General features: G+C 65.4%; 25 protein-coding genes. 16 read left to right on the plus strand and 9 right to left on the minus strand.

Annotated elements, in window-relative coordinates:
• Positions 1 to 8: 8 nt before the first annotated feature.
• From traV to QRN25_RS09365, 5 genes are read left to right on the plus strand one after another with little or no spacing between them, the layout of a single operon-like run.
• Positions 9 to 659, plus strand: coding sequence for a type IV conjugative transfer system lipoprotein TraV (gene traV, locus QRN25_RS09345; RefSeq protein WP_285019047.1), 651 nt, complete (start codon positions 9 to 11; stop codon positions 657 to 659).
• The gene (locus tag QRN25_RS09350; RefSeq protein ID WP_285019050.1) at positions 656 to 3202 is read left to right on the plus strand and encodes a TraC family protein; all 2547 of its coding nucleotides are present in this window, start codon (positions 656 to 658) and stop codon (positions 3200 to 3202) included. The genes traV and QRN25_RS09350 overlap by 4 nt, the downstream gene beginning before the upstream one ends.
• Positions 3199 to 3528, plus strand: a complete 330-nt coding sequence (locus QRN25_RS09355; RefSeq protein WP_285019052.1) for a hypothetical protein — start codon at positions 3199 to 3201, stop codon at positions 3526 to 3528. The genes QRN25_RS09350 and QRN25_RS09355 overlap by 4 nt, the downstream gene beginning before the upstream one ends.
• On the plus strand, positions 3525 to 3761 hold the full coding sequence (locus QRN25_RS09360) for a hypothetical protein (RefSeq protein ID WP_285019055.1): 237 nt from the start codon (positions 3525 to 3527) through the stop codon (positions 3759 to 3761). The genes QRN25_RS09355 and QRN25_RS09360 overlap by 4 nt, the downstream gene beginning before the upstream one ends.
• Positions 3751 to 4404 carry a conjugal transfer protein TraW gene (locus QRN25_RS09365; RefSeq protein WP_502910446.1) on the plus strand — a complete coding sequence of 218 codons (654 nt, stop codon included), beginning with the start codon at positions 3751 to 3753 and terminating at the stop codon, positions 4402 to 4404. The genes QRN25_RS09360 and QRN25_RS09365 overlap by 11 nt, the downstream gene beginning before the upstream one ends.
• Positions 4405 to 4436: 32 nt before the next feature.
• Here the strand turns inward: QRN25_RS09365 and QRN25_RS09370 are convergent, their stop codons facing one another.
• Positions 4437 to 4967, minus strand: coding sequence for a GNAT family N-acetyltransferase (locus tag QRN25_RS09370; RefSeq protein WP_285019059.1), 531 nt, complete (start codon positions 4965 to 4967; stop codon positions 4437 to 4439).
• Positions 4968 to 4982: 15 nt separating this feature from the next.
• Positions 4983 to 5291 carry a type II toxin-antitoxin system TacA family antitoxin gene (locus QRN25_RS09375; protein WP_285019062.1) on the minus strand — a complete coding sequence of 103 codons (309 nt, stop codon included), beginning with the start codon at positions 5289 to 5291 and terminating at the stop codon, positions 4983 to 4985.
• A 57-nt stretch (positions 5292 to 5348) separates the two neighbouring features.
• Between QRN25_RS09375 and QRN25_RS09380 the strand changes: the two genes are divergently transcribed.
• From QRN25_RS09380 to QRN25_RS09410, 7 genes are all read left to right on the plus strand, one after another.
• Positions 5349 to 6407, plus strand: a complete 1059-nt coding sequence (locus QRN25_RS09380; protein ID WP_285019064.1) for a TraU family protein — start codon at positions 5349 to 5351, stop codon at positions 6405 to 6407.
• Between the two features lie 137 nt (positions 6408 to 6544).
• Positions 6545 to 6733 carry a hypothetical protein gene (locus QRN25_RS09385; protein ID WP_285019065.1) on the plus strand — a complete coding sequence of 63 codons (189 nt, stop codon included), beginning with the start codon at positions 6545 to 6547 and terminating at the stop codon, positions 6731 to 6733.
• Positions 6730 to 8661 carry a hypothetical protein gene (locus QRN25_RS09390; RefSeq protein WP_285019066.1) on the plus strand — a complete coding sequence of 644 codons (1932 nt, stop codon included), beginning with the start codon at positions 6730 to 6732 and terminating at the stop codon, positions 8659 to 8661. Before QRN25_RS09385 ends, QRN25_RS09390 begins: the two co-directional genes overlap by 4 nt.
• The gene (gene traN / locus QRN25_RS09395; protein WP_285019067.1) at positions 8658 to 9752 is read left to right on the plus strand and encodes a conjugal transfer protein TraN; all 1095 of its coding nucleotides are present in this window, start codon (positions 8658 to 8660) and stop codon (positions 9750 to 9752) included. Before QRN25_RS09390 ends, traN begins: the two co-directional genes overlap by 4 nt.
• A gap of 37 nt (positions 9753 to 9789) precedes the next feature.
• Positions 9790 to 10614, plus strand: coding sequence for a type-F conjugative transfer system pilin assembly protein TrbC (locus QRN25_RS09400; protein WP_285019069.1), 825 nt, complete (start codon positions 9790 to 9792; stop codon positions 10612 to 10614).
• The gene (locus tag QRN25_RS09405) at positions 10586 to 11182 is read left to right on the plus strand and encodes a S26 family signal peptidase (RefSeq protein ID WP_285019070.1); all 597 of its coding nucleotides are present in this window, start codon (positions 10586 to 10588) and stop codon (positions 11180 to 11182) included. The genes QRN25_RS09400 and QRN25_RS09405 overlap by 29 nt, the downstream gene beginning before the upstream one ends.
• On the plus strand, positions 11179 to 12081 hold the full coding sequence (locus tag QRN25_RS09410) for a conjugal transfer protein TraF (RefSeq protein WP_285019072.1): 903 nt from the start codon (positions 11179 to 11181) through the stop codon (positions 12079 to 12081). The genes QRN25_RS09405 and QRN25_RS09410 overlap by 4 nt, the downstream gene beginning before the upstream one ends.
• Positions 12082 to 12113: 32 nt before the next feature.
• Here the strand turns inward: QRN25_RS09410 and QRN25_RS09415 are convergent, their stop codons facing one another.
• Positions 12114 to 12512, minus strand: a complete 399-nt coding sequence (locus QRN25_RS09415; RefSeq protein WP_008827560.1) for a type II toxin-antitoxin system VapC family toxin — start codon at positions 12510 to 12512, stop codon at positions 12114 to 12116.
• Positions 12509 to 12787 carry an AbrB/MazE/SpoVT family DNA-binding domain-containing protein gene (locus QRN25_RS09420; protein WP_008827559.1) on the minus strand — a complete coding sequence of 93 codons (279 nt, stop codon included), beginning with the start codon at positions 12785 to 12787 and terminating at the stop codon, positions 12509 to 12511. Before QRN25_RS09420 ends, QRN25_RS09415 begins: the two co-directional genes overlap by 4 nt.
• Positions 12788 to 12818: 31 nt before the next feature.
• On the opposite strand from QRN25_RS09420, the gene QRN25_RS09425 reads away from it, so the two are divergent.
• The 3 genes from QRN25_RS09425 to QRN25_RS09435 are packed head-to-tail and all read left to right on the plus strand — an operon-like array spanning position 12819 to position 18647.
• Positions 12819 to 13409, plus strand: a complete 591-nt coding sequence (locus QRN25_RS09425; protein ID WP_502910449.1) for a hypothetical protein — start codon at positions 12819 to 12821, stop codon at positions 13407 to 13409.
• A gap of 46 nt (positions 13410 to 13455) precedes the next feature.
• Positions 13456 to 14895, plus strand: coding sequence for a conjugal transfer protein TraH (locus tag QRN25_RS09430; protein ID WP_285019074.1), 1440 nt, complete (start codon positions 13456 to 13458; stop codon positions 14893 to 14895).
• Positions 14896 to 14903: 8 nt separating this feature from the next.
• Positions 14904 to 18647, plus strand: a complete 3744-nt coding sequence (locus QRN25_RS09435) for a conjugal transfer protein TraG N-terminal domain-containing protein (RefSeq protein ID WP_285019076.1) — start codon at positions 14904 to 14906, stop codon at positions 18645 to 18647.
• Between the two features lie 2 nt (positions 18648 to 18649).
• Here the strand turns inward: QRN25_RS09435 and QRN25_RS09440 are convergent, their stop codons facing one another.
• A complete protein-coding gene (locus tag QRN25_RS09440; protein WP_285019078.1) occupies positions 18650 to 19042 on the minus strand; it encodes a hypothetical protein in 393 nt (130 codons plus the stop codon).
• A gap of 635 nt (positions 19043 to 19677) precedes the next feature.
• The gene (rpoD, locus tag QRN25_RS09445) at positions 19678 to 21762 is read right to left on the minus strand and encodes an RNA polymerase sigma factor RpoD (protein WP_285019079.1); all 2085 of its coding nucleotides are present in this window, start codon (positions 21760 to 21762) and stop codon (positions 19678 to 19680) included.
• A gap of 344 nt (positions 21763 to 22106) precedes the next feature.
• On the opposite strand from rpoD, the gene QRN25_RS09450 reads away from it, so the two are divergent.
• Positions 22107 to 22907, plus strand: a complete 801-nt coding sequence (locus QRN25_RS09450; protein ID WP_285019080.1) for a S1/P1 nuclease — start codon at positions 22107 to 22109, stop codon at positions 22905 to 22907.
• Between the two features lie 16 nt (positions 22908 to 22923).
• On the opposite strand, the gene QRN25_RS09455 is transcribed toward QRN25_RS09450, so the two are convergent.
• The 3 genes from QRN25_RS09455 to dinB all read right to left on the minus strand — a co-directional run bounded on the left by QRN25_RS09455 (position 22924) and on the right by dinB (position 25489).
• Positions 22924 to 23754, minus strand: a complete 831-nt coding sequence (locus tag QRN25_RS09455) for an aldo/keto reductase (protein WP_285019081.1) — start codon at positions 23752 to 23754, stop codon at positions 22924 to 22926.
• A gap of 80 nt (positions 23755 to 23834) precedes the next feature.
• Entirely contained in the window at positions 23835 to 24398 is a 564-nt protein-coding gene (locus tag QRN25_RS09460) for an alpha-ketoglutarate-dependent dioxygenase AlkB (RefSeq protein ID WP_285019082.1), read from the minus strand.
• A complete protein-coding gene (dinB, locus tag QRN25_RS09465; RefSeq protein WP_285019084.1) occupies positions 24395 to 25489 on the minus strand; it encodes a DNA polymerase IV in 1095 nt (364 codons plus the stop codon). Before dinB ends, QRN25_RS09460 begins: the two co-directional genes overlap by 4 nt.
• Between the last annotated feature and the right edge of the window lie 112 nt (positions 25490 to 25601).

A 25601-nucleotide genomic window follows, 5' to 3' on the forward strand; every position in this document is an offset into this window, starting at 1 on the left:
ACAGGAACATGACCGTGCTACGTCCCGCCTTGCTGGCTCTCCCCCTCCCCCTCATCGGCCTGTCCCTGTCGGGCTGCGCTGCGGTCGGTTCGGTGATGTCGCCCTACAGCGAGAAGTTCTCCTGCAAGAACAGCGACCATGGCCAGTGCATCCATCCCGACCAGGCCTATGCCGACGCGCTGGCCGGAAGGCCGTCCAAGTCCGATCCGGCCGTCACCAACGATCGCAAGCTGCTCGACCAAGAAACGGCGCACCCTATAAACGGGCGCACCCTGCCCGCTGCTCAACACGCCCCAGCGGCGCCCGCCTCCAATCGCCGGGGTACGAAGCTTCCTGCCGCCGCCCGACCCGCTGAGCCCAGCATCGGCGCAGTGGTCGAGAGCCCTGCCTCGCCGATGCTGCGCCCCTCGCGCACGGTGCGCACGCTGATCCTTCCCTATGCGGACAAGCAGCGGCCGGGCCGCCTCTATATGCCGCGCTACATCTATTCGATCGTCGACAGACCTGCTTGGGTTGTCGGCGACTATCTCGTCGAACCCGGCGGCCGGGTTCCCGCACCGCCCGTGCTGCGCACCACGCGCGAGAGCGATCCGGAAGAAGCCGCCGACCCATCTACCGGCGCGAGCCCCAAGGCTCTCGAACCGGAGAGCCGGCCATGAGCGCGAGGGATTCCCGAGGCGGTCTCAGCTACCGGCGCCTGCGCGCTGCGGTGACACGCGATGCCTATTCCGACTTCCTGCCAATGCTGGCCTGGGTCGAGGAGGAGGAAGCCTTCCTGTGCATCGACGATGGCTGGGGCCAGGCCTGGGAGCTCGTACCCGCCGCCTACATGTTCGCTCATGTCCAGCAGGCGCTGCTTGGGCTGCTCAATGTCCACTTCCCCGAAGGGACGGTGCTGCAGCTCATCACCTTCGCCGATCCCCTCATAGACCCTGCGCTCGATGCTTACCTCGACCTCAAGGTCCGGCCCGATCCGCTGGTGCAGGCCTCGGCGCGGCGGACCGCCGACTACCTGCGCGCCGGAACACGCGGGCTCGACTCCCTGCACGGTATCCCGGTGCGTGACTTTCGCCTGTTCCTCGCGGTAAAGACGCGAGTGAAGCTGGGCGCCGATCTGCGCCGGCAGGTCGAGGAGCAGCTGGCGAAGATGGGCATTCGCCGTCTGCCGCCATCGGAGCTTGTCAGTTTCTACCGGCGGATCTTCAACGGCGTGTTCGCGTCTGCCCCCGGCGTTTTTCTGCAGGACGGCGTCGGCGGCATGCCCGCGCCCTCGGTGGCCCGCCAGATCATCGAGGCGGGGCCCGACCTCATTTTCGAGGGGCCGGAGGTTTTTCTCGGCAACCAGGTCGCGCGCTGCCTGACGCCCAAGGCGCCGGCGCGGCGCATCACCGCCGAGCGCGCTAACCGTCTCATGGGCGGAATGCGCGGAAGCGCGGAGGACAGCGACCAGATCGGCGGCCCGTTCCTCTCGTGTCTCACGGTGCTGTTCGACCATTCGCAGTTCGAGATTCACAAGCGCGCCCAGATCCTTTCCGCGCAGAAGGCAGCGGGCAGCTTCGCGGTCGAGGTTGGCAAGCAGATCGAGGAGATCGGCTGGATCCTCGACGAGGCCGCGAACAGCCGGTTCGTCTCGGTGATCCCGACGATGTGGGTGCTGGGCCGCGACAGCGGCCAGGCGCGCGACATGGCCGCGCGTGCCAAGCGGCTGTGGGAGTCCGAACCGCTGCCCTTCATGGTCCAGGAGGAGAGCTATCTGCTGCCGGTGCTGCTCGCCGCCAGCCTGCCTTTCGGGCTTTATCCCGAAAAGCGCACGCTGAAGCTGCTCGAGCGCGACTTCCGGATGCCAGTGAAAGCCGCGACGCTGATGGCGCCGGTGCAGACTGATTTTCGCGGGGGCGGGCGCCCGGCACTCCTCTACGTCGGCCGCAAGGGTCAGCTGATCACGCTCGACCTCTTCGATCCGCGGATCAACAACTACAACTTCATCGTCTCGGCCGAATCCGGCGCGGGCAAGAGCTTCCTGCTCAACAACCTGTGCCAGCAATATTACGCGCAAGGCGCGCTCATCCGGATCATCGATATCGGCGGCAGCTATAGGAAGCTCTGCACGCTGTGCTCGGGCCGCTACATCGACATCGGTGAGGAACGCCTTGTCCTCAACCCCTTCGACATGGGGCTCGCGCTCGATGGCGAGGACAAGCAGTCGGCGATCGCCATGGCGGTCGCGATCGTCGCGGAAATGGCGAATGCCGCAACCCGCAAACCCGTTACCACCTCGCAGTGGAATCTCCTCAAATCCGCTGTCCAGTGGACGGTCGATGGCGGACGCGGCGAGGACGGCATCGATGCGGTGCGCGAGTGGCTGGGCCGCTATCCCGAGAACGCTGTCTCGGATCTCGACCGCGTCGAGCATCTCGTGCCGGTCGCGCGCGAGCTCGCCTTCAACCTGCGCGATTTCGGGTCGGGGGGCGCCTACGGCCATTTCTTCAACGGCCCATCGACCTTCGATATCCGCAGCGACGAGTTCGTCGTGCTCGAGCTCGAACGGCTCAAGGCACTGCCGGACCTCTTCAATGTCATCGTCATGGTGGTGGTCAACGCCGTCACCCAGGAGCTCTATCTCTCCGACCGCGGTCGTCCTCGCTTCGTGCTGTGCGACGAGGCCGCCCAGTTCATGACGCGCAGCGAGGGGCAGGATCTCTCGCGTCTCGCCGAGGCCTTCGGTCAGGGGTATCGCCGGGCGCGCAAATACCAGGGCAGCTTCGGCATCGTCCTTCAGAGCATGAACGATCTGACGCTCTTCGGCGGCACAGGCCAGGTGATCCTCGAGAACGCGGCGACGAAGTTCCTGCTGCAGGGCTCGACCTACGACAAGGCAGTCGACAACAAGATCCTCGACTATTCGGGCTTCGTCCTCGACCTCCTCAAATCGGTCCGCAACGCCAAGCCGAACTATTCCGAGGTGTTCATAGATTCTCCGCTTGGCCTCGGCATCGCGAGGCTCGTGGTCGATCCCTTCAGCTACTGGATAAACACCTCGGCGCCAGGCGAGGTCGCCGCCTTCGAAGCGCTGCTGCGCGCCGGGCGCAGCCCGCTGGAAGCGGTGTGCGAACTCGCCGGTGTCGACCCCGTGCAGATCCTGGGCGATGCGGGCCGGCAGGAGCGCCAGTGGGACGGTCAATCGGATGGTGCCTCGACATGACACGCGCGCCGTCCTCGCATCCCGACCAGCTGCTGCTCGACTGGGAGCAGGACCGGGCCGTGCAGGCCGCCATCGAAGCGCGCGTGGCCCAGCGTGCGGAGGCTGCTGCCTTCCGCTGGCGGCTGCGGCTCGTCGCTATCGAAACCTTCATGATGGGCGCGCTGGTGACGATCGCCGGTATCGCGCTTCATCAGCCTTCCCTCTCCGCGCTGCGCGCCGGGATCATCGTCGCCGCCGCCTGCTTTGCGAGCGGCATGCTGCTGATCGGTCTTTCCGGCGCCTGCGGGAAGCTGGTGTCGCGGGTTCGGCAGTGGAGGCATCGGTGAACGGCCTCTTCTCCTCGACCCCAGGCCCGGGGCCTGTCCGCCTGATGGTCGGCAGCCAGGGTCTGCTGCTGGTGCAGTCCTGCATCGCCTGGCAGCTGCCCGGCGTACCCGATCGGTTCCGCCTGCTCGTCTTCATTACCACGCTCATTGCGAGTGCAGCGCTGATCCGCGCGGCGGTCGGCGAGGATATCGATGGTGGTGAGCGTGGCGGGAGGCGTCGCCATGGTCGCTAGTTCTGTATGTCGTCATGCCCTGCGTAGAGTGGTATCGCTTGCCGCCATTGTCGCCACCCCGACGGCCGTCCTGGCCGCGACCAGCACCATCGGTCGCACCTGGCCCATCGCCGAACCCGACGCGCTGAGCGAGATCGAAGGCCAGGCTGCGCGCGTTCCCGATATGACGAAGGCCTTCGGGCCGCGCGAACGCTGGTCGGCGATGAAGGCGGCGTCGCTCGGAATTGCCCGCGCGGATCGGACCCGCACGGTGGTCCCGTTCTACACGCTTGAGCAGGATATCCGGCTACCAGAGGGCAAACTGCTCTATGCGAAGGGCTTCAGCTTCAACCCGCTTGCCTATGTGTCGCTGCCCCAGCGGCTGATTGTCGTACACCCGCGCGAGCTCGACTGGGCGCTGCGCACCGCAAGGCCCGCCGATTTCATCCTGCTCGCGGCCGGCGGCCCCGGCGATGCCGATGCGATCACGCTCGGCGAACGCCATGGCCGGGCGCTGTTTCTGCTCGAAGAGCGCGTCAAGGCGCGGCTCGGACTGACCGCCGCGCCGGTGATCGTCGCGCAGGAGGGGCAGAAACTGGTGCTTACCGAAGTGGACCTGGTTGAAGCGGACAGGGCCAAAATCGCGCGAAACGCGCCGCGATGATTATCCTTATCGCCCAGAGGTTCGGCCGCGGATCAATGTCCGATCAGCTCGCGCAGCGTTGCGATCGGCAGAAACAGACGAAGGGGCTGCCCCGGAAGCTCCGCGAATCCATGTCGCAGATAGAAGTCCTTTCGCCGGGTGACCTGGACAGCATCTCCGCAATCGAGAACATCGATCAGGACCAGCGCTATTCCGACCGAGCGTTCGGCCTCAACGATGCGCCAGAGGCTGTCGACGAGCAGGTCACGACCAAGGCCGCTGCCCTGGACGCGCCGGTCGACGCCGATCATCGAAATGAAGACAGCCGGAATTTCTCCATGGCCGGGTCGCGTCCTTGCATAACGCGCCGGCAGGTCGCGGTACTCGATGGCCGAAGCGTTCTGGGCATAGAAGCCCAGCACCTTGCCCTGCCCACCGTCAAGAACGAATGTTCGCAGATTCGCGGCGCGGGTCAGCTTGGCGGCGGTCTGGCGGAAGAAATTATCGACCTGAGCGACGCCGCTTTCGAATGTCGAACGATCGTGCCGGGCGACATCGAGCGGCTCGGTAATAGGTCGGTACATGAAGCCGTGCGTCGCTCAGTTGGACAGGTAACGATCGCGATACTGGGCAAATGCACTGCGCATCGCCTCGGTCGGCGGAGAGGGTTTCTCGAGAGCATCGAGCAGAGCGACTGCGTCTTCTCCGCGAAGAACTGTCCGCTCCTGCGCTTCGATCACCTCGAGCGCGGCCTTGTAAGCCGCGTTCATGGCGAAAGTGGAATCGTCGACGCCCGAAACCGCCGCCGCATACCGGATGACCTCCTTGATACGCGGCTTCGTGCGGAAGCTCATACGCTCGGTGGCGCGCTCGTCGACCTTCGAAGCAATATCCACGAACTTGTTCATCACTCTCGCCTTCGATCCTTGGCCCACGCAATGTACGCCAATTTGGCGCACATTTCAATGCCGCTGCGCAAGCCCGTGCTCTCCTCCCGCATCGGAAAGATAGTCCCATTTCCATCGCGACGCAGCATCTTCGCGCTTGGTGCCGCGCTCGCGGCACTGGCGATCGCCTCTCCCGCCCATGCGTCCAAATGCGAGGCGGGCACGGTGTTCAACCCGATCACCAAAGTGCGCTGGAACTGCATCTTCCCGATCACGATCGGCGGGGTGAAGATCGGCCCCAGTGATCCGCTCGGCAAGGCGCTCGACGCCCAGTCGGCGTCCAAGCCGCTCTGCGCCTGCCGCAAGGGCGTGACCTTCTGGTTCGGGGTGAAGGTCAGCTTCTGGTCCCCCAACCGCATGGTCGATGTCGTGACCGAACCGGGCTGCATGATGGCGCTCGGCGCGGACATCATGCCGACCGGAGGCAAACTGCAGGGAAGCCAGAGCAGCCTGGCCGACGGCACCAACACGCGCAAGATGTTCGCGCAGATGCACTACTACATCTCGCCGGTCTGGAAGATGCTCGACATGTTCACCGACCTGCCGTGCATCGAGGACAATGGCTTCGACGTCGCCCTCATCACCGAGGTCCTGCCGACCTGGCAATCGGCGACGCTGGGCGCGATCATCCAGCCCGAGGCGATCCTGTTCGGCAATCCGGCCGCGGGGCTTGCCTGCATGGCCGACAGCGCCGCCGCAGCCGCGGGCAAGGTCGTCGATCCGCTGTTCTGGTGCATGGGCTCGTGGGGCGCGACTTATCCGGTTGCGGGCGACATTCATTTCGGGGACAGCGTCGAGGCCTGGGCGGGGCTTGCCGCGCGTGGCCTCTTCATGATGGGGCGGCTCGGCGCGCTCACCATCAGTTCGGCCGACGGCTGCTCCTTCATCCCCCAGCCGGTGTGGACCAAGAGCCGCTACAAGTTCCAGCTGATGGAGCCGGTCAAGGGCGGCAGCTGCGTCAATGTCGGCCGGCCCGGTGCGCTCTGGACCAGCGCGAAGCATGCGCCCGGCAAGGACAACGCCCAGTTCATGCTCTTCGAAAAGACGATCTGCTGCGCCGGAGTATCGACGCCGTGAGCAGGTCGCCTTCCGACAACCGCGTGAAAACGCCCGGGATCAGCCGGTGGCCTGCCCGTCAGCCCCTCAGCCCGAGCGTTTCCATCGCGGTCAGACCGGCGCCGTTTCCCCCCTGCGGTGTCGGTCGGGCGGTCGGCGTGGCCTTCAACACAGACGATGGACAGGCGGTGCTCCCCTCCTCGCCGTCTGTCGTCGCGGCCACGCTGACCGTCTTCGAGGGGCAAGCCGTGTTCAGGGCCGAGAGGCCGCTCAGCGACGGCGACGTCCCGCTGTTTCGTTTGCCTCGCGGCTCGCGCGGCATCGTTCCAGGCGAGATCCAGCCATGAAGGCGCGCGCCCTGCTCCTTGTCACGGTGCTCGGGCTATGTGCGCCGCTGCACGCGCAGACGCCGGAGGACCGCGCCCGCGCCGCGGCCGCCGCCGCGCGCGCCAAAAGCGCTGAGAGCGATGCGCTGCTCGATAACTACGTGACGCCGGGTATGGCGGGCCGGAGCATCACCACGGTGGACTCCTCCAAAGCGTTCACTCCCGATCTCGCCTGCCAGAAGACCACGACCTATCTGGAACTGCTCGCGCAGCCAGGCGCCACCGGCGATATCGCCACGCTCCGCATTTCGCGGGACAGCGATCTCGACGGCAGCTTCGACGAGGCGCTGACGGTGCCCGTCGTGACCTCGGGCATCTGCGCGAACGGGATCATCTCCTGCACCCCGGGGACGTGGGATGCCTGCCGGTTCTTCCGCTGGGACACCGCGACTTCGGGAGCGCTCAAGCTCAGCGAGGTCGATCTGACCGAGCTTGCCGGCTGTTACTGCGTCAACAACAGCTGCGGCAGCAACCTGGCGTGGGGCAACATCGCCTCGGTGCTGAAGGACCTCGGTGGCGGCGTGGTCGGCGCGCTCACCACGTCGGACGCCCGCATCGCCATTACGCAAGCGTCGATCGATGGGCCGGTCATCCGTTACACCGGCGCCCAGACGACCTCGTGCACAGCGCAGTCCGATGTCGGCGCCGCCGCGTACAAGAGCAATCCCGGCGCCATCTCCAGCGACGCCGCCGCCGCCGCGCAGGCCAGCAGCGTGTTCCAGGCGCTCGCCGCCTCATCGACCGGCACCGGCACTTCCGAGGTCAGCCGCAGCTGCACCATCACCCGGCAGATCGCCCAGGAAGAAATAACAACCGAAAAGGTCATCGACCGGATTGCCGGTGGCTACGCGACGTCCGTCACGGGCACCGGGAACGTCACCTTTCTCATGGGCTCGCCGTCCGACAACAGCCTCTCGGGCGGATCCTGCTCGATCTTCGATTTTCACATGACGCTGCGGATCAAGGATATCGATCGCCTGAACCAGGTGCTCCTTACCCGCTTCGGCGCAGATGATTGGGCGCAGATCCGTGTCGACGGCGAACTGCTGGGTTCCGGGCCGCAGACCTGGACCGGAACCGGATTGCCGCCGGGCAAATGCGAGAAGAAGGGCGCCTTCTACCTGAACCCCGCGCTCGATCTGACCTCGCGGATGACACAGGGCGACCACGACATCTGGCTGCGCGTCGCGGTGGCCGAAGGCGGCGAAGCCTATGCCGCGATCGATGCGAGCGTCGATACCGGATGCAAGACGAGCGAGCAGCTTGTCGATACCTGTTCCGGCTATGGGGCAAACGATGCCTGCCGGCTGCAGGATGACGTGGTCGACGGGGTCACGACGTTTCGCGGCGGCGTCAACACCGGCCTCTCGCCGCTGCCCCAGACGCGGGTATTCGGAACCGGCGCCTGCACCGCGCAGATCGCCCGCGACTTCTTCCTGCGCGAGCGCACCTACCGGTGCACCGTCGATCTGGGAGCGGCGGCCGAGCCCGATCTCTCGCGCGGCGCCTATATCATCGATCACTCGGCCGAGACCCTGCTTGCCGACCGGTTGGCGAACGCCGACGGCAGCTACCGCCTCACCACCCGCAGCTTCTCCATGCCCGATCGCGGCAGCGTCAGCGCCTGCGAGCCGATCTGCAAAACCCGCAAGGCGCAGGCGAACACGGCAGTCGCCCTCAATGGCGTGACCGGTTCGAAGCAGACCGATCCGACAGGCTGGGACTATTACTACCGCACCTGCCAGGACAGCAACGTCTGCCCGGCCGGGGAAGGCGAGGACCTCGTGGAGGGCTGCGGATGCCTCGATGATTTTCCCGAAGCGGCGGTGATGATGCAGTCGGTGCGCCTCGGCGGGGCGGACATGGTCTGCACGAGCAGCGTGCGATGAGCGCCGCGCGGTCCCACCTTGCAGCAGCCGTGCTGCTCATCGCCAGCGTGCTGTTGCTTCCGGCGAGCGCCGCCGCCCAGCAGCTTTGCGCGGCCGATCTCGGCGGCAACGGCGATGCGGCCGACGAAGGCGAGACGGCCGCCTGCCATCTGACCGCTTCGGGTGGGTGGATGTGTCCGATCGGCCAGACGACGTGCGAGGCGGACACGGCAGGCGCGCTCCATTGCCCGCTCGGCGATCAATATGCCTGCGAGGTTCCCGCGAGCGGCGGCGCGGCCGCCTGCTCTGCCAACCCCTGCATCGACACCGGTGCCAATCCCGTCGTCGAGGAAGCCGCGCTCGGCGATCCCGGTGTCGAGGCCGATGGCGAGGTCGATGCGGACGGCAATTGCCTGGGTACGATCGAGATATTCTCGGGCCGCGCCGCGCGCTGTCGTCCCGCAGGTCTCAGCACCACATTCCAGAACTGCTGCAAGGACAAGGGCAAGATCGTCAAGGACGGCATGGGCGGTTCGATCTCGTCGATCTCGACCAAGATCGCCGTCGCCAAGGGCGTCTTCACTGGCCTCAAGGCGGCCTACACCGCCTTCAAGGCGGGCGCGACGGCGAGCCAGGCGGCAAGCGCAGGCGCCAATGCGATCATCGTCGGCATCGATCCCACCTCGATCGCGATCAGCCTTGCCGTCAATTTCATGATCGAGGTGCTGCTGCAGGGCTGCGACCAGGAGGACATGGAAGTGGGCATGCTGCGCGGCTCGGGAATGTGCCACGAGGTCGGCAGCTATTGCTCGTCGAAGATCCTGGGCATCTGCGTGCAGAAGGCGAAAGGCCACTGCTGCTTCAACACCAAGCTCGGCCGCATTATCCAGGAACAGGGACGCCCCCAGCTCAAGAGCTTCGCCGAGAAGGGCTGGGGCACGCCGAAGAACCCTTATTGCCGCGGACTCACCGCGGAAGAATTCCAGGCGCTCGATTTCAGCAGGATGGATCTCTCCGAATACTACGAGGAGATCGAAGCGCGCGCCCAGAGCGAAATCCAGATCGACGTGAAGGACAAGATCGATGCCTATATGCAGACGATCAGCAACTAGGCGCGGCCTGCTCGTGGCTTGCCTTGCCTGTGTCCCCATGGGGACAACCGCAAGTGCGCCGCCGGCCGCGACCGGGCAGGCGCAGCCGGAGAGCGCCCGCACGCGGATCGAGGACCAGGGTGCGGACGCCATGGAGCGCGTCAAGCGCGCCGCCGGCAAGGCGAAGGCCACAGCGGTCCCCTCGCCCGTTCTGCCCCCGAAGCCGGACACCGCCACTCAGCGCCGCGCTTTCGACGGTATCCACCGCCGCAAGACGGATCCTGCCATGGTCAAACGCGCGGAAAAAGATGTCGCGGCGGCGCGCGAAGCGCTCGCCGCCGAGCGGGAAGCTGCCGGTCGCCGGGTCGCGCAGGCGCTGGGACTGGAACAGCCCGAAGCCGCGGCGCTGGCCGGCGTGGTCTCCGCTGGTGGTGAGACGCGCTGGTTGCCGGTGCTGTTCGTGTCGTCCGCCATGCCGGTCGCGACGCTGCGGACTTATGCGGGCCAACTCGAGCGTGCCGGCGGCGTCATGGCGTTTCGGGGAATGCCAGGCGGGATGCGGAAGGTCGCGCCGATGGCGAAATTGTCGGCGGCGATCCTGCGCATCGATCCGGGCTGCGAAGGGCCCGGCTGCGCCATGCGTAACGTGCAGCTGATCGTCGATCCGCTGGTCTTCCGCCAGCATGGCGTCACCCGGGTGCCGGCACTGGCGATGGTCCCCGGCGATCCCACCCGGCCCTATTGCGAGCGTGACGAGGTGCCCCTGCGGCCCGCGCATCTCGTGTTCGGCGACGCGGCGCTTACCGGGCTGCTCGAGGAATATGGCCGCCTCGGCGGCGAAAAGGAGGTGCGGGATGCTCTCGCTCGCCTGGCGCGCCGGTAAGCGGCTTTATCGTGATGGGAGGGATCTGCCGCTACGCGCCGCCGTGGCGCTCGGCGCCAGTGGTCTTGGCCAGCCGGCGCGCCCCGCGCAGCTGCTCAAGGCTTACGGTATCGTACTCCCGATCGGTCTCTTCGCATGGTGGGCGATGCCCCACATGACGCTGGTGATGACCCCGTCGATCGACGCCTGGGTGGTGCATCGCGCGCCCGGCCCGATCGGGCGCGGCGATCTCGTATCGTTCATGCTGTCAGACCCGGTGGCGGGTCCAAGGCCCGTCAACGTCACCAAATATGCGCTGTGCATGCCGGGTGAGCCGATTGTCATGATCGAGAAGGCCCCTCGCCTGGGCCAACCCGGCAATGGCTGGTACTATTGCAACGGCCGCCTGATGGGCGTCAGCAAGCCGATCGGCCGCGGCGGCAAGGTGCTGACGCACTGGCGCCCGGGCATCACGCGCATTCCCGATGGCATGATCTTCGTCGGCTCCCGCCATCCCGACGGATACGACAGCCGCTATTACGGGCCGGTCGCGATCGATCGTCTGACGCGAATGGAGAAGCTGCTGTGAGAAGGCAGCTTGCCCTCGCCGCAGCCCTTTTGCTGCCTACCCAGGCAGTGCAGGCGCAGGCCTCCGTCGGCGCAGGCGCGCAGAGCGGCACCCGCGGCTACTGGTGGTATGAGGCGCCGCCCAAGGAGGAGGAGGCCGGGGGCGAGGAGGAGCAGCCCGATCCGGACGCGCTTGTAAAACCGGTGATCCCGCCGATGGCGGAGCTCGCGACCTGGACCCCGCCGAAAATCCGCACGCTGATCGAACAGCAGCGCGACTATGCCGCCACCGTGCTCACCGTCGAGGCCGTATCGGACTTCTGGCGGCTGCAGGACTTCGCGCGTCGTAAGGCCCGCGCTTTCGCAGGCGTCACCCAGCTCGCCATGCTCACGCATCCCGAGCTCAATGCGAGGGCGGCGAACCCGATGGTCGGCGAGGCGCGCGATGTGCTCGGCGCACACAAGGATCAGCTGCGCCGCCAGTATCTGCGCTCGAAAGCGAGCGAATTCGCGCTCGTCATGTTCGCGCGCGCGTCCTGCGGCTATTGCCGCGTGCAGTGGCCGATCGTCCAGCGCTTCCAGGACGAGATGGGCTGGCAGGCAAGCCTCGTGGATCTCGACCGCAAGCCTGAACTGGGGCAGCGCTTCGGGGTCGAGGTCACGCCGACGACCATGGTCATTCGCCGGAACAGCGCCCAGCGCATGGTCATCGCCGCCGGGGTCGAGACTTACCCCAACATCGCGCAGATGGCCTACCAGGCGGTGCGGCTGCTGAGCGGCGACATCCGGCCAGAGCAGTGGCTGACCGCCGCGGGCGAGGAAAATGGTTTCTTCGATGCACTCGCCAACGGGCCGGTTTCCGCGGCCGATCCGCGCGGCACCGGTCGTGAATTGGCCGATCCACCGGGTGTGCGGCCATGAGCCCCTGGCGCGCGGCCGTGACCGCCGGACATTCAGGATGGCAGAAGCACCGCTTCGCCCTGGTCCTTCAACAACGCGATCGCCTTGCGATCGAACGAGACGAAAGTCTCGCCGCCAAGCCATTTGCCCTCGTGCGCGATCGCGCCGTCGCCAAAGTCGCCGCCTGCCTCCAAGAGCGCCAGCCCGGCCTCGACCGCGCCAAGATCCGTCTCGACATTGTCTGCGTGAACAAGCGCGCGCATGGATCGCGCGATGTCGGACCTTGCGAAACCATAGGCCCGGCTCAGCACCCAGACGAATTCGCACAGCGCCGGGATCGGTATGGCGACGAGCGTCGCCTCAGCCAGCAAGCGCTGGGCGATCGGCGCCTGCACCGGATCGTCCTCGGTCACCGCCCGGACGAGGATATTCGTATCCGCCGTGATTTTCACAGGTCGCCGGCCCAGCCCTGCTCGATCGCAGCGTTCATGTCTTCGATCGATACAGGCTTCTGCCCGTCCCGCTTCAACATCCCGAAGGCCTCGGTGATCTTGCCCTTCGGGCGAGCGACTTCGACCTCGAGCCGTCCATTGGGCAGCTTGTGGATCGTCAGCTTGGCCCCGGCATGGACGCCCAGGTGCTGCAGCAGGTCCTTGCGCAGCGTGATCTGCCCCTTTGCAGTTACCGTCAGGGTCGCATCCCTTGCGGGTACGTTGAGAGCCGTCATCGCAGGATTCCTTTCTACCGCAAGAAAGGTAATGCTAAACTCCATTACCTGCAAGCTGCTGTTAGCCGCGGTCACGATGACAATGGCCGCTCCAGCCGAAGCGCAAATCCGTCCGACCCCGGCGATGCGTGCAGCCATCCATCCGGTATCGACCGTCCGGGAAATGGAAGCGTGGCTTTCGCGCGTGCCGCTCACCCGTGATTTTCCACCGGACTTCGCCGTCATGCTGCGCAGCCAGGCGTCGCTTTACGTGATCGAGATCAGCACTGCTCCGGGCTGCGTTCCGTGCGGTGACCTCTGGACCAAGCTGGTGCAATTTCGAGGCCGCTTTGGCTGGCGGGTGCAGACCATCGGCCAGGATGAGGCGATATTGCGATCGGGGAGGCTCGGCCTGCCCTGGGTTGGACATCCCGTCGCCTGGGTGCGTCCGCTTGGCGATCCCGGCCGCATGGTTCCCATCGCGATCGGCACCGATCACGAAGCCAACATCGCGCGCAATGCCTGGCTTGCCGCCAGGATGCTCACCGGAGCCAGAGCTGCCGTCGGCGTGCGCGCCATGTCCAGGTTCACAGGGATCGTCGGCGTGAGGGCGCCGGCCTCCTCCAACCCGAAGGGACGCTGATCATGGCGGGGCTGCGTTACCTTTCCACCTCACCGGGATGCCCGCCATGGAATTCGATCTACGCCGTCTGAAACGTCGCGCTTCGGCCTTCCTGCTCTTCCTGGTGGTCGCATCGTGTGGCCACGCGGTCCCCGCCCATGCGCAGAGCTGGGCAGAAAGCTGGTTCGACAACGTCACCTACACTTCGCCCGGAAGTTTCGAGGATCAGACCCGCGGCTATGTGACCGCGGGTGGGATGTCGGGCCGGGTCGACGTCCATGACGACTACCTCATGAGCCTGACGCTGCCCAAGGTGAAGGCGGGTTGCGGCGGCATCGACATGTTCCTCGGCGGCATGTCGTTCCTCGATCCGGAATACCTCGTCGAGAAGCTGGAAACCATCCTCCAGGCCGCGCCGGCGGTCGCCTTCCAGTATCTTCTGGAAACCCTCGACGAGAAGATGGGGAACATAATTTCAAAGATGGAGGCGGCGACCAATTACCTGAACTCGATCCAGGTGAACGACTGCCGCCTCGCCAACCGCATGGTGCAGGTCGCCAAGGGCGACGACAACATGTCGGGGATCCTCGAGGAGATGACCGGCTACAAGTCGATCCGCGAGGGCTATGCCAACAGCTGGCAGCAGAGCCGCGAGAAGATCCAGTCGAACAAGGGCAACCCGACCGAGGACCTGAAGGACGCGCTCGAGAATTGCCCGGCGGAAGTGACCGAGATCTTCAGGACCGGCTCGCTGCTCGCGCATGCCGCAAGCAGGGTCGGCGCCTCCGACTGGGCGGGCGTCATGCGGGCCCGGGTCGGCGACGTCTACATGCGCTGGGATGCGAACGACAAGGTACCGATCTTCTCGGCCATCCCCGCCTGCCCGCGCCAGGATACCGAGAGTGCAGACGATTTCCTGACCGGCCGCGTGCCGACCCGTGCGCTCAACATTCCAGCCACTGCCTCGGACTGCTCGGTGAACGGCAGCGGGCGCGGCGCGCTGGTGCTGGCCCGCGAGAAGATGGAATCGGTCGCCGCGAAGATCCGCGCCCGCTCGGCGCTGACGAGCGAGGAGAAGCAGTTCGTCGCCAACGTGCGGACCCTGCCGGTCTATCGCCTCCTTGAATGGGGCGTGCGTCAGGGCCTTACCGACAGCGTCATTGCCGACACGGACGAACTGGTCGCGCTCACCCTCGCCTACCAGATGCTCAACGACCTGACCCGCTCGATCGACTTCGCCCTTCAGAATGCCGAGCGCGGGGTTACGACGGCGGGTGCCGCCGATGCCGAGAACACCAACGTGTGCCAGACGCGGATTCTTACCAAGGGCATCGAGCAGCTTCGCGAGCTCAGGGACGAGGTGCTGCGCCAGCGCGCGCAGATGCGTCAGTCCTACATGGCAGCCATGAACCAGGCGAACCTGTCGGCAAGCTATGCCGGGGTCGTGCGCCAGCGTGACCGCGACGCCCGCGATGCCGCAGGCGCCAACGCCAACCGTAACCGGTGAGGCCCGCCATGCGCTTCTTTCTTCGCCTGCTGATCGTCCTTACCGGCTCGCTTTTCGCGACGCCCGCGCTGGCGATCGATTCCAGTTACTACACCTGGGACGGCTTTTCCGAGACCGTCGATGCCTTCCACCTGATCGCGATGATCTTCGGCGATCCGCGCTACGAAACGCTGGTGGTGATCATCGCGGTGGCGGGCATCGCCTTCGGCGCGGTGATCGCCAGCATCCGGGGCTCGGGCATGGGTCTTGTCGCCTTCGGCTTCCAGATGCTCGTCGGCATCGGCCTGTTCGCCGGGATGATCGCCACTACCGGCACGGTCCATGTCTACGACCGGGTTCGCAACGCCTACCAGCCGGTGGGCGATGTCCCCAATCTCATCGTGCTGGTCGCGGGCGTCACCAACCTGATGGAGCGGGCGCTTGCCGAGACGATCGACGATAATACCACCGATCCCAATGCCAAGCTGGAGTTCGGAGCGGGTGGTCACGCATTCGACCTGTTCCTGAACGCGGTGTCTCCGCGCAGCCCGATGGTCGACACCTTCCTCGATGCGACGGTGAAGGACTATGTGCGCCAGTGCTATCCGGTGGCGCGCGTCTCTCCGGCGTACGGCGTCGACGACGACCAGCTCTTCCGGACCTCGACCGACCTTCCCGCCTCTTTCGCGGCGATGGCTGGACCGGCCACCTTCTCGACCGTGTTCACGGCGAGCGACAAGGCGGGAACGACGGTGAGCTGCGAGGCGGCGTGGAGCCACGTTTCCGAGCGCCTGTCGGATTCCACGCTGTTCGATGCCTACAGCGACCAGGTCTGCGCGCGCACCGGCTTCGACGTGACCCAGACAGCCCAGCGCGATCGCTGCCGCCAGCAGATCGACGGCCTGGGCGAAATGATGCTGGAGCAAGCGATGAACCGGCAGAAGTTCCTAACCAACATCCTGCTCGGCCAGACCGTGGGCGACGTCCTGTTCGAGGATTCGCCGGCGGCGACCGCACGGGTGATGGCCAACCGCGCGATCGAGTCCAACGGGCTCGCCACGCTCTCGACCGCCAACGAGTGGATGCCGACCATCCGCGCCTCGGTCTTCGCGATCATGCTGATGATGATGCCGATCGCGCTGCTCTTCATCCTGACGCCGATCAACCTGAGGGTCGCGAGCTTCGCGCTCGGCCTCTTCGTCTTCGTCGCGCTGTGGGGCGTGATCGATGCCGGCATCTACCAACTGACCCTGGGACGGGCGATGGACGTTCTGGCCGAACTGCGCGCGACCAGTGTCGCCGCGGACAGCTGGATCCTCGCGCCATCGGCCGCAATGAAGGCGCTCGCCATCTTCGGCTCGTTCCGCACTGCTGCCGCTGGCCTGGCGGGCGCGTTCGTGTTCACGGTGTTCCGCTTCTCGGGCAACATGTTCACCGCCTTCACCTCGGGCATGCTCGGGGTCCAGGGCCAGGGCAGCATGGCAGCGGCCACTGTCGGAACCAGCGAGGGCTACGCCTCGGCGCTTGAAGCGCAGGCGTCGGCGAGCGGCACGGCTGCGCGGCGATCGGCGTCCTCCGGGTTCGGCGACTTCGGCGAGCGCAGCAGTTTCGGTCTCGACCGGGCATTCGCCTCCTCCGGCACCGTGCTCGGCGAACAGGGCGGCGGCGCGAGCGGCACCGCCGCGTTCGGGCTTGGCCGGACCGACGCCGCGCGCGAACTGGGTGGCCTCGCCCCTGCCCTCGCCGTGCGGGACCTCAGCGATCCGGCGACGGCCCGCACGGTTCGCGCCAATGCAGCGACATCGGCCATCCATAACTTTGCCCAAGGCGATGCCTTGCGAAAACTGGGCACGACGTATTTCGGAGAAGGACAGCAGGGCGAGCGGGCCTTTGCCGCCTTCGCGCAGAACATGGCGCAGTGGAAGGCGTTCGGCGACAGCCAAGCCTACGAGATGATGCAGTCGGGCGCGCAGCGGCATTTCGAGCGCAGCGGCTATGACGCCAAGGATGCCGCGCTCAAGGCTTCCACCGTCATTGCCCAGGCAGGGGCCGATCCGACTTTCGCCAAGCTGACGGCAAATGCCTTCGAGCAGGACCAGATGCTGCGCAACGACCTCACCGCGGCTGAGACGCAGGTCGGCGCGATGGAGGGGCGGCGCGACTACGCGGGGAGCCGGGTCGCCGCCGTCGAGCGCGGCAATGTCGCGACCGAGCAGGCGCATCGCACCGGCGGCAATCACGGCCAGCGCCAGGCAGCAGCCATGCTCGGGCTGTCCGTCACCGAAACCAGCCGCCGCATCGGCTTCATCAACGCCCTATCGGGAGAAGCGCGATCGACGGCGATCAGCCAGCTTTCCCGCGCGACCGGGCGGAGCGAAGCGCAGGTGCTGCGCGCACTGGAGAGCTACAATGCCGCGGTGCAGGTCGGGACCGCCGATGGCGCCAGCGCAGAGGCGGCACGCGAGGGTACGAGCGTTTATGGACGCACGCGCGAGGCCGCAGGCTACGACTTCGCCGAGCGCTCGGGCAAGCTCGACGCGCAGCGCGAGATCGGCTTCGACGGGGTGCGCAGCAACGCGCAGATCGGCGAACAGCGGCGGCAGGCAGACAATGCCGGCTTTGCTGAGGGAGCCGCGGCTGCGGGCGTTTCCGTGCGAGAAGCCGCGCGCCTTGATTCCTTCATCCGCGCGCTTGCCGGGACCGCCGGTAACCAGGTCGACATGGCCGAGGGCGGCGCGGAAGGTATCGCCGATCGTGCGCGCAACGAGCGCCTGACCGGGATCGTCGACAAGGAGCGCCTCACTCGCACCCAGGCGCTGCTGCGCGCGCATGGTGTCGAGATGTCGAAGCGCCAGATCGCCATGGACCAGAATGGGGACCTCAGTCTTAATCTGACGCCCGAACTTGCAGCGCAGATGTGGCGCGGTGGCCTCATCAACGAGAGCCAGCTTGGCGCCATCGCCAATGGCGGGCATGCGCGCTTCAGTTTCGCGCATAACGATCTGCTTGTTTCCAGCAGCACAGGGTTCAGCCGGTCCGCGCGCAATGACACCAGCACGCGCTTCGAGGCCGGCAAACAGGCGGGCCCCGACACGATCGAGCACTTCCTGGGCAGCGGCAAGGAAGGGCAGGCCGCCATGGCCAACTGGCTGCGCGGCGGCTTCGAGATGGACCGGCGCGGCGACTGGCGGCTGAAGCCGCAGGTAGCGGATACGCTTGAACGCGATGTCACCGCGATCATCGCGCAGACCGGATGGCAAAGGTCGATTACTCGCAATGCGGAGCATCAGACGCAGGATAGTCAGAGTATTTCCGGCGATCTTACTGCTTCTGTCTCACGCGGAGTGGGCTCAAGCGGCAAAGAAGGTAAAGAGAAGGATGGTGCGCAAACCAGTGCTGTTGGCTCTCTAACCGGAAAGTTGAGTGCAGACATTTCAGATCGAGGAATAGCGGGGGTTGCTGCGCAAGCATCAATCGACATTGTAAATTACGACGTCCGGGAGGCGATTGCCTCAGCAGAGAAAAAAGCCGCTCGTTCCGGTCGCCCAGAGGAGGCATTTGCCGGGGAGCTCAGCGAACGTGTGGTAGGTAATGATGGGCTCCGGAACAGATATCTAAAGCAAGCTGACTCTGGACGCGGCACTGTAGATGTCACCGGCCCCGTCATATCGATGGAGCAGTCCTCGATCCTCAATTCCGGCCGATTGGTTTTCGACCGAGATCAAGGGCTGACGGATAGAGATTCCAGCTTCAAGGAGCGTCGGGATCCATGAGATCAGTGCTTTATTGCTCCGATATGCCGGAGATGTCGGAGCCCCGAGCGCGCGTCAGCCGGATCAGTATATGGATCGCCAATTGGCCTCTGCGACGGCGAACCCGGCGTAATCACCCATTCCCCGCACGCGACCTTGGCCTTCAGGAAGCCATATCCCAGTGCTGCGACAACCGTGACGGGATTAAACACGAAGATCAGCAGGACCATCGTGTTGACGAGATAGATGTTCAGCCGATCATAGGGGATGGTGATCATCAACTCGAGGCCGATCCAGTAGAGCAGCGCCAAGACAAGATAGAGTTTGGCATACCACGGGCGCCAGAACCAGTCGGCTGCACGCGGCGACGGCGGGGCCGCCTCTTCTGCCGGTTCGACGTGATCAACATCCTGCATGTGCAGAGCCTTTCCGAAGCGGAAGATAACACAACGACGCTCGGCGTGGAAACAGGACAAGACAGTCTTCGCTACGGGAACGCCGATACAAATTTCCCGAAACGCGAGCTGCAGCCTTTCCTTCCTCCTCCCTTCCCAACTCGCTCGCCATCCGCGATCCAACATTACCTGCGCATCGACCGTGCAAGGGCAAGGCCATGAAAAGCCAACGCCCGCCTCCCACCGAACGTTCTGAACTTTCACCAAGTGCGAATGCCGCTATATTGCGTCTTGCCCGCCTTCTCGGCCGGCAGATAGCGCGTGAACAACACGAAGCGCGAAGGCAGCGGGAGAACCACGCAGACGTTCCCCCTGCGCCCCATGAATAGCAATGCCGATCGGCCATGGGCCACGGGAGGACATTCATTCGGCCGTTAGGCGTCCGGCATGCAAGTTGGTAGTCGATACGGGTGGCTCCCGGGATGGACGGCGTTCAGTCTCGACAGAGTCTGGCACAAGATCGCATCAAGGCCCGCGCGGTGCCCGCGGCTATGCGTTGCAGCGACGGATTTGTCGCATATCCCCCGCGAGTTCTGTGACCTGAAACCGCCGAAGCCGGCGTAGAATCCGGGCGCGAATGCCAGTGCAAATACGCGTCAATCCAGGAACGCGCGCATCGCGCGCGACCTGCTGGGGTGCTTGAGCTTGCGCAGCGCCTTGGCCTCGATCTGGCGGATGCGTTCGCGGGTCACCGAGAACTGCTGGCCGACTTCCTCCAGCGTGTGATCGGTGTTCATGCCGATGCCGAAGCGCATCCGCAGCACGCGCTCCTCGCGCGGGGTGAGCGATGCCAGGGTTCGCGTGATCATTTCCTTGAGGTTCGCCTGGATTGCGGCGTCCACCGGGATAACCGCGTTCTCGTCCCTGATGAAATCGCCCAGGTGGCTGTCTTCCTCGTCGCCCACGGGAGTTTCGAGCGACACCGGCTCCTTGGCGATCTTGAGCACGCGCTTGACCTTGTCGAGCGGCATCGAGAGCTGTTCTGCCATCTCCTCTGGCGTGGGCTCGCGGCCATGCTCATGCAGGAAGCGCCGGTTTGCCCGGACCAGCTTGTTGATCGTCTCGATCATGTGGACCGGGATACGGATCGTGCGGGCCTGGTCCGCGATCGAACGGGTGATGGCCTGCCTGATCCACCAGGTCGCATAAGTCGAGAACTTGTAGCCGCGCCGGTACTCGAACTTGTCCACGGCCTTCATCAGCCCGATGTTGCCCTCCTGGATCAGGTCGAGGAACTGTAGTCCCCGGTTGAGGTACTTCTTGGCGATCGAGATCACCAGGCGCAGGTTCGCCTCGACCATCTCCTTCTTGGCGATACGCGCCTCGCGCTCGCCCTTCTGGACCATGTTGACGATGCGGCGAAACTCGGGGAGCGCCATGCCGATGGTCGCCGCGATTTCCGTCACCTCGCTACGGATACGCTCGGCGGGCTCGGCTTCGGCGGCGGCGAACGCGGCCCATTTCTTGTCGCTGCCTGCCATCTCGGCCACCCAGGTGTCATCCAGTTCACGGCCGACGTAGGCTTCGAGGAAATCGGCGCGCTTCACCTTGTGCCGCTCGACCAGCCGCAGCATCTGACCGCCCAGCGCCGTGAGACGGCGATTGGACACGTAGAGGTTGTCGATCAGCTGCTCGATCTTGACCGCATGGAACTTGACCGACTCCACCTGCGCGGTGAGTTCGGCCCGCAGCTGCTGGTACTGTTCCTCCTTCGCCTCGGGGAAAGTGATGCCAAGCCCTGCCGCCTCCATACGGCCTGCCTGAAGCGCCTCGAAGCTGCGAAACAATTCGGCGATGAGCGCGAATTTATCCAGCGCCCCGGGCATGAGCGCCGCTTCCATCTGCGCGAGGCTGATACCGCCCTCGTCCGCGTCCGCCTCTTCGGTTCGCGGGGTCGAGGCCGGATTGCCGTCTTCGTCCAGTTGACCGGCGTCCTGCTCTTCCGGCTCCTCTTCATCGCTGAAGGATGGGCCCGCGGTCTTCTCGCTGATCTCGCCGCCGTCGTCAGCCTCGGCTCCCTCCCCGAATGTCTCGGGTTGCGGTTCCTTCGCAAGCATCGCGTCGAGATCGAGGATCTCGCGAAGTTGCATGCCCCCGGCATTGAGCGCCTCGGACCAGTGGATGATGGCATGGAACGTCAGCGGGCTTTCGCACAGGCCCTGGATCATCATGTCGCGGCCCGCTTCGATCCGCTTGGCGATGGCGGCCTCTCCCTCACGGGTGAGCATCTCCGCAGCCCCCATCTCGCGCAGGTACATGCGCACGGGATCATCCGTGCTGCCCAGGCTCTCCGCCTTTTTCGGCTTCGGCCCGCGGCTTTCGAAAACTGCCCCGTCGTCGGCACCCCCGATATCATCATCGGCTACATCGTCGCCCACATCGTTGCCAGGCGCCTGATCGTCGTCGCTCTCATCCTCGCGCGATAAGGCGCCCCCGGCGGGCGTATCGTCGGAATCCGGGTCATCCTCGCTCTCGACGATCCTGATACCCATCTCCGACATCGCCGCCATGACGTCCTCGATCTGGTCTGCGGTCATCTGGTCCTGCGGCAGGGCAAGGTTCAGCTCGTCGACGGTGATCGTGCCGCGACGCCTGGCATAGGCTATGAACTTGGCGACAGAGCCGCGGCTCGCCTCGATAACCGGCGCTTCGAACTCTCCGCCGCGTTCATTCTTGGTCATGTCCAGGTCGTCAACTCGTCAGTAAGGCCTCGCCTCGCGAGGCCTGGATGGCAATTCGGGAGGCCCCTTGCCGTACAAGCAGGCCTAGTTCCAGCATCCTTTCCACGACTTCCTGAGCATTTGAGCCCTATTCATCGCGGCAGGAGAACACCCTGCTTCATTCTTGGCTTCGTGCAGCGTTCGGTCCCGGTTTCGGAAATCTGCCGGCCGTGCGAGTGTTCTGAAACTGCGCCGCGCGAGAGCGTAATGTGAACCAAAAACTGCCAAGTGGAACTGGCGGGCTCGCATCGATTAGAAGGAAGCTGGGGGCTGTGCCCCGGACGCCCGTGCTCTATGAAGGCATCATGCGTAAATCGATCCTTCTCGCCGCCTCGCTCGCCATCGCCACACCCGCCCATGCCTGGGGACCGGTCGGTCACCGCATCACCGGGGCGATCGCCGACGAGAACCTGAGCGGCCTTGCCCGGGCCAATGTCCGCCTGCTGCTCGGAACCGAGGATCTCGCCGAAGCGGCAACTTGGCCCGATGACATGAAGTCCGATCCCGACGTCTTCTGGCAGAAGCAGGCCAGCCCCTGGCACTACGTGACCGTCGCCGGCGAGGACTACAACGCGTCCGACAGGCCTGCCGCTGGGGACGCGATGACCGCGCTGTCGCGATTCACCGCTACCCTGCGCGATCTCAAGTCCGCGCCCGACGACAAGCGCCTGGCGCTTCGTTTCATCGTCCATATCATAGGCGATCTGCATCAGCCGCTCCATGCCGGGACCGGTAGCGATCGCGGCGGCAATACGGTCTCGGTCACCTGGTTCGGCAAACCGACCAATCTCCACTCGGTGTGGGATTCGGCGCTCATCGAGCAGCGCTCGCTGTCCTATTCCGAGTACGCCGCCTGGCTGTCGCGATCGATCACACCGGCCGATGTCATCGCCTGGAACGAGCGCGACCCCGCGGTCTGGATCCACGAGAGCATCGCCCTGCGCAAGACGATCTACCCTGCCGATCCGGCACTCTCGTGGGATTACGCGTACGCCCACCGCACCGAGATCGACGATCGCCTGAAACACGCCGGCGTTCGCATCGCCGCCTATCTCAACTGGGTGTTCGATACGCCTCTGCCCGCCAAGACGACCGCGAAACGGTAGAAGGCGCGAAGCAAGCCTAGAGCATCTCGAGCCGGCTGCGCTTTACGGGGGGCGGGAAGGCGTGCTCGAGCGCCGCGAAATCGCCTTGCGTCAGAACAAGATCCACAGCGGCGCGGTTCTCCCGAACATGCGCGATCGAGGCCGCTTTGGGAATGGGCAGGACGCCCGGCCTTGTCATCAGCCACGCGAGGGCGACCTGCGCCGCACTGGCGCCGTGGCGCAATGCCACCTCGCGCAGCACCGTATGGCCGAGCAGTCTTCCCTGCTCGACCGGACTGTAGGCCATGACGGGGATACGGCGGCGCTCGAGCCATGGGATCAGTTCGAACTCGGGGCCGCGCCGTGCGAGATTGTAGAGGATCTGGTTCGCGGCGCAGGCTTCGCCGCCGGCGGCAGCAAGATCCTCCATGTCTTCGGTATCGAGATTGCTGACGCCCCAGCGCGCGACAAGGCCTGCGGCGACCAGTTCCTCCATGGCCTCCACCGTTTCGGCGAGGGCAACATTGCCGCGCCAGTGCAGGAGGTAGAGGTCGAGCCGATCGGTTCCGAGGCGTTTCAGGCTCGCCTCGCAGGCTCGGCGCAGCCGCCTCCCGGATGCATTCTGCGGATAGGCCTTGCTGACAAGGAAGACCGCTTCGCGCCGCCCGGCTATCGCCTCGCCGACCACCCGCTCGGCCTCACCATCGGCATACATCTCGGCGGTGTCGATCAGGGTCAGGCCAAGTTCGATGCCTTCCTGCAAGGCCGCGACCTCGGCCGCGCGGCGATCAAGGCTCTCGCCCATCATCCAGGTGCCCTGCCCCAATGCGGGAACGCTCATGCCATCGGCGAACGAAATCATTTTCATGGTAGAGGCAATACCTCGCAGGCACCCGGGTTCGCACGGCAAGATATAGGGGCCGGATCCAGAAATCTCACCCCGCCGATTCAACGCCTTTCCGTGAGGCTCCGGAATGTCATCGACCAGCGTGGCCGCGCCATTTCGGCGATGCTGTGCTCCCATTCGCGCCGGGCTACACCGCTCATGTGGTAGATGCCGCGGGCGCCCAGAGGTGCCGATGCCCGTTCGAAACCATCGCCCCGCCGGCGCCTGAACCGCATCGTCGCCGCCTCGCCCAGTGATATGCCCACGACGTGTTCATAGATCGGGCGATCGCGGTGCCAGCCGATCCCTGCGCCGGGATCGTAGCGGATCAGCAGGGCCTGGATCATCTCGTCGGGCTCGAGCCCCGCAAATATCGCCGCCCGGTCACGAAAGGGCGCCAGCCAGTCGGGGATCGGCGGAGCTTGCCTCGTCCGCCCCAGATCGAAATCGTAGTTCCAGCCGAAAGACGTCGTCAGCCGCTTGCCGGTCCAGCCCTGGAAGCGAAACGGCGTGAGATCGCTCGCATCGATATGCGCGATTAGCATGCGTTCCTCGGCCGCGTCGATGATGTCGCCGCGCAGGGCCAGTCCCGGCAGTACGGGCGCGTCGAACAGATCGAGCATCATGCCGCCTGTCCTTCGCGAAACATCGGCAGTTCGACTTCTCCGGTGGCAGGCGCGTCGGTGAAGTTCGAGACCGTCACGCCGACCAGGCGGATACCTTTGGCGACGGGGAAGACCGAACGGACAAGGTCCAGCGCGGACTGGCGCAAGGCATCGCGCGTCGTCACCGCGCCCGTCTGACTTCGGCTTCGCGTGATCTGCCGGAAGTCGCCATACTTGATCTTCACCGTCACCGTGCGACCGAATGAGCGGCGGCTTTCGCACCAGTTCCAGACGTCCTCGGCCATTCGCAAGACCCCGGCCTCGATCTCGGCCGGGTCGGTGAGGTCATGGTCGAAGGTCGTCTCCGACCCCGACGACTTGCGAACCCGGTCCGGGTTCACCGGCCGGTCGTCCTGCCCGCGCGAGATCGCATAATACCAGCCGGCCGAGCTGCCGAAATGCTGCTGGAGAAACTCGAACGACTTCGCCCTGAGATCCGCGCCGGTGGCGATCCCCAGCCGCTTCATCTTGTCCGCCGTGACCGGCCCGACGCCGTGGAACCGGCTGACCGGCAGGACCTCGATCCAGGCCGGCCCCATATCGGGCGTCACCGCGAACTGGCCGTTGGGCTTGCGGTGATCGGACGCAAGCTTTGCGAGAAACTTGTTGTAGGAAATACCTGCCGAGGCCGTCAGGCCGGTTTCTTCCAGAATAGCCGCGCGGATCTGCTTCGCTGTGCGCCATGCCGTCTCGATCCCGCGCCGGTTTGCGGTGACGTCGAGATAGGCCTCGTCCAGCGACAACGGCTGGATGAGGTCGGTGTAGAGCGCGAAGACCTCGTGGATGCGGCGCGACACCTCTTGGTAGACATCGAACCGCGGCGGGACGAACACGAGGTCCGGACACCGGCGCATCGCCGTGACCGACGGCAGGGCCGAGCGGACTCCGAACTTGCGGGCTTCATAGCTCGCCGCCGCCACGACGCCCCGGGCCGCGGCATATCCGACGGCGACCGGGCGACCGCGTAAGGAGGGGTCGTCGCGTTGCTCGACGGACGCGAAGAAGGCATCCATGTCTACGTGAATGATCTTCCGGACTTCGGTATCGGCCATGCGCCGGGCATATCACAGTTAGAACGTAATGAGAACATAATACCGGGTCATCGTCGGATTTGCGCGATCGGTCAGGCCGAAGAGCATGGGAAAAGCAAAAATCGGCCTGCCG

This window comes from Novosphingobium sp. fls2-241-R2A-195 (genome assembly GCF_030209485.1).
Taxonomy (GTDB): Bacteria; Pseudomonadota; Alphaproteobacteria; order Sphingomonadales; family Sphingomonadaceae; genus Novosphingobium; species Novosphingobium resinovorum.

Bases quoted from the DNA above. Each gene is read 5' to 3' on its own strand.
- traV (WP_285019047.1), top strand. From the start codon at position 9: ATGACCGTGCTACGTCCCGCCTTGCTGGCTCTCCCCCTCCCCCTCATC.
- QRN25_RS09350 (WP_285019050.1), top strand. From the start codon at position 656: ATGAGCGCGAGGGATTCCCGAGGCGGTCTCAGCTACCGGCGCCTGCGC.
- QRN25_RS09355 (WP_285019052.1), top strand. From the start codon at position 3,199: ATGACACGCGCGCCGTCCTCGCATCCCGACCAGCTGCTGCTCGACTGG.
- QRN25_RS09365 (WP_502910446.1), top strand. From the start codon at position 3,751: ATGGTCGCTAGTTCTGTATGTCGTCATGCCCTGCGTAGAGTGGTATCG.
- QRN25_RS09370 (WP_285019059.1), bottom strand. From the start codon at position 4,967: ATGTACCGACCTATTACCGAGCCGCTCGATGTCGCCCGGCACGATCGT.
- QRN25_RS09375 (WP_285019062.1), bottom strand. From the start codon at position 5,291: ATGAACAAGTTCGTGGATATTGCTTCGAAGGTCGACGAGCGCGCCACC.
- QRN25_RS09380 (WP_285019064.1), top strand. From the start codon at position 5,349: ATGCCGCTGCGCAAGCCCGTGCTCTCCTCCCGCATCGGAAAGATAGTC.
- QRN25_RS09390 (WP_285019066.1), top strand. From the start codon at position 6,730: ATGAAGGCGCGCGCCCTGCTCCTTGTCACGGTGCTCGGGCTATGTGCG.
- traN (WP_285019067.1), top strand. From the start codon at position 8,658: ATGAGCGCCGCGCGGTCCCACCTTGCAGCAGCCGTGCTGCTCATCGCC.
- QRN25_RS09400 (WP_285019069.1), top strand. From the start codon at position 9,790: ATGGGGACAACCGCAAGTGCGCCGCCGGCCGCGACCGGGCAGGCGCAG.
- QRN25_RS09405 (WP_285019070.1), top strand. From the start codon at position 10,586: ATGCTCTCGCTCGCCTGGCGCGCCGGTAAGCGGCTTTATCGTGATGGG.
- QRN25_RS09420 (WP_008827559.1), bottom strand. From the start codon at position 12,787: ATGACGGCTCTCAACGTACCCGCAAGGGATGCGACCCTGACGGTAACT.
- QRN25_RS09425 (WP_502910449.1), top strand. From the start codon at position 12,819: ATGCTAAACTCCATTACCTGCAAGCTGCTGTTAGCCGCGGTCACGATG.
- QRN25_RS09430 (WP_285019074.1), top strand. From the start codon at position 13,456: ATGGAATTCGATCTACGCCGTCTGAAACGTCGCGCTTCGGCCTTCCTG.
- QRN25_RS09435 (WP_285019076.1), top strand. From the start codon at position 14,904: ATGCGCTTCTTTCTTCGCCTGCTGATCGTCCTTACCGGCTCGCTTTTC.
- QRN25_RS09440 (WP_285019078.1), bottom strand. From the start codon at position 19,042: ATGCAGGATGTTGATCACGTCGAACCGGCAGAAGAGGCGGCCCCGCCG.
- rpoD (WP_285019079.1), bottom strand. From the start codon at position 21,762: ATGACCAAGAATGAACGCGGCGGAGAGTTCGAAGCGCCGGTTATCGAG.
- QRN25_RS09450 (WP_285019080.1), top strand. From the start codon at position 22,107: ATGCGTAAATCGATCCTTCTCGCCGCCTCGCTCGCCATCGCCACACCC.
- QRN25_RS09455 (WP_285019081.1), bottom strand. From the start codon at position 23,754: ATGAAAATGATTTCGTTCGCCGATGGCATGAGCGTTCCCGCATTGGGG.
- QRN25_RS09460 (WP_285019082.1), bottom strand. From the start codon at position 24,398: ATGATGCTCGATCTGTTCGACGCGCCCGTACTGCCGGGACTGGCCCTG.
- dinB (WP_285019084.1), bottom strand. From the start codon at position 25,489: ATGGCCGATACCGAAGTCCGGAAGATCATTCACGTAGACATGGATGCC.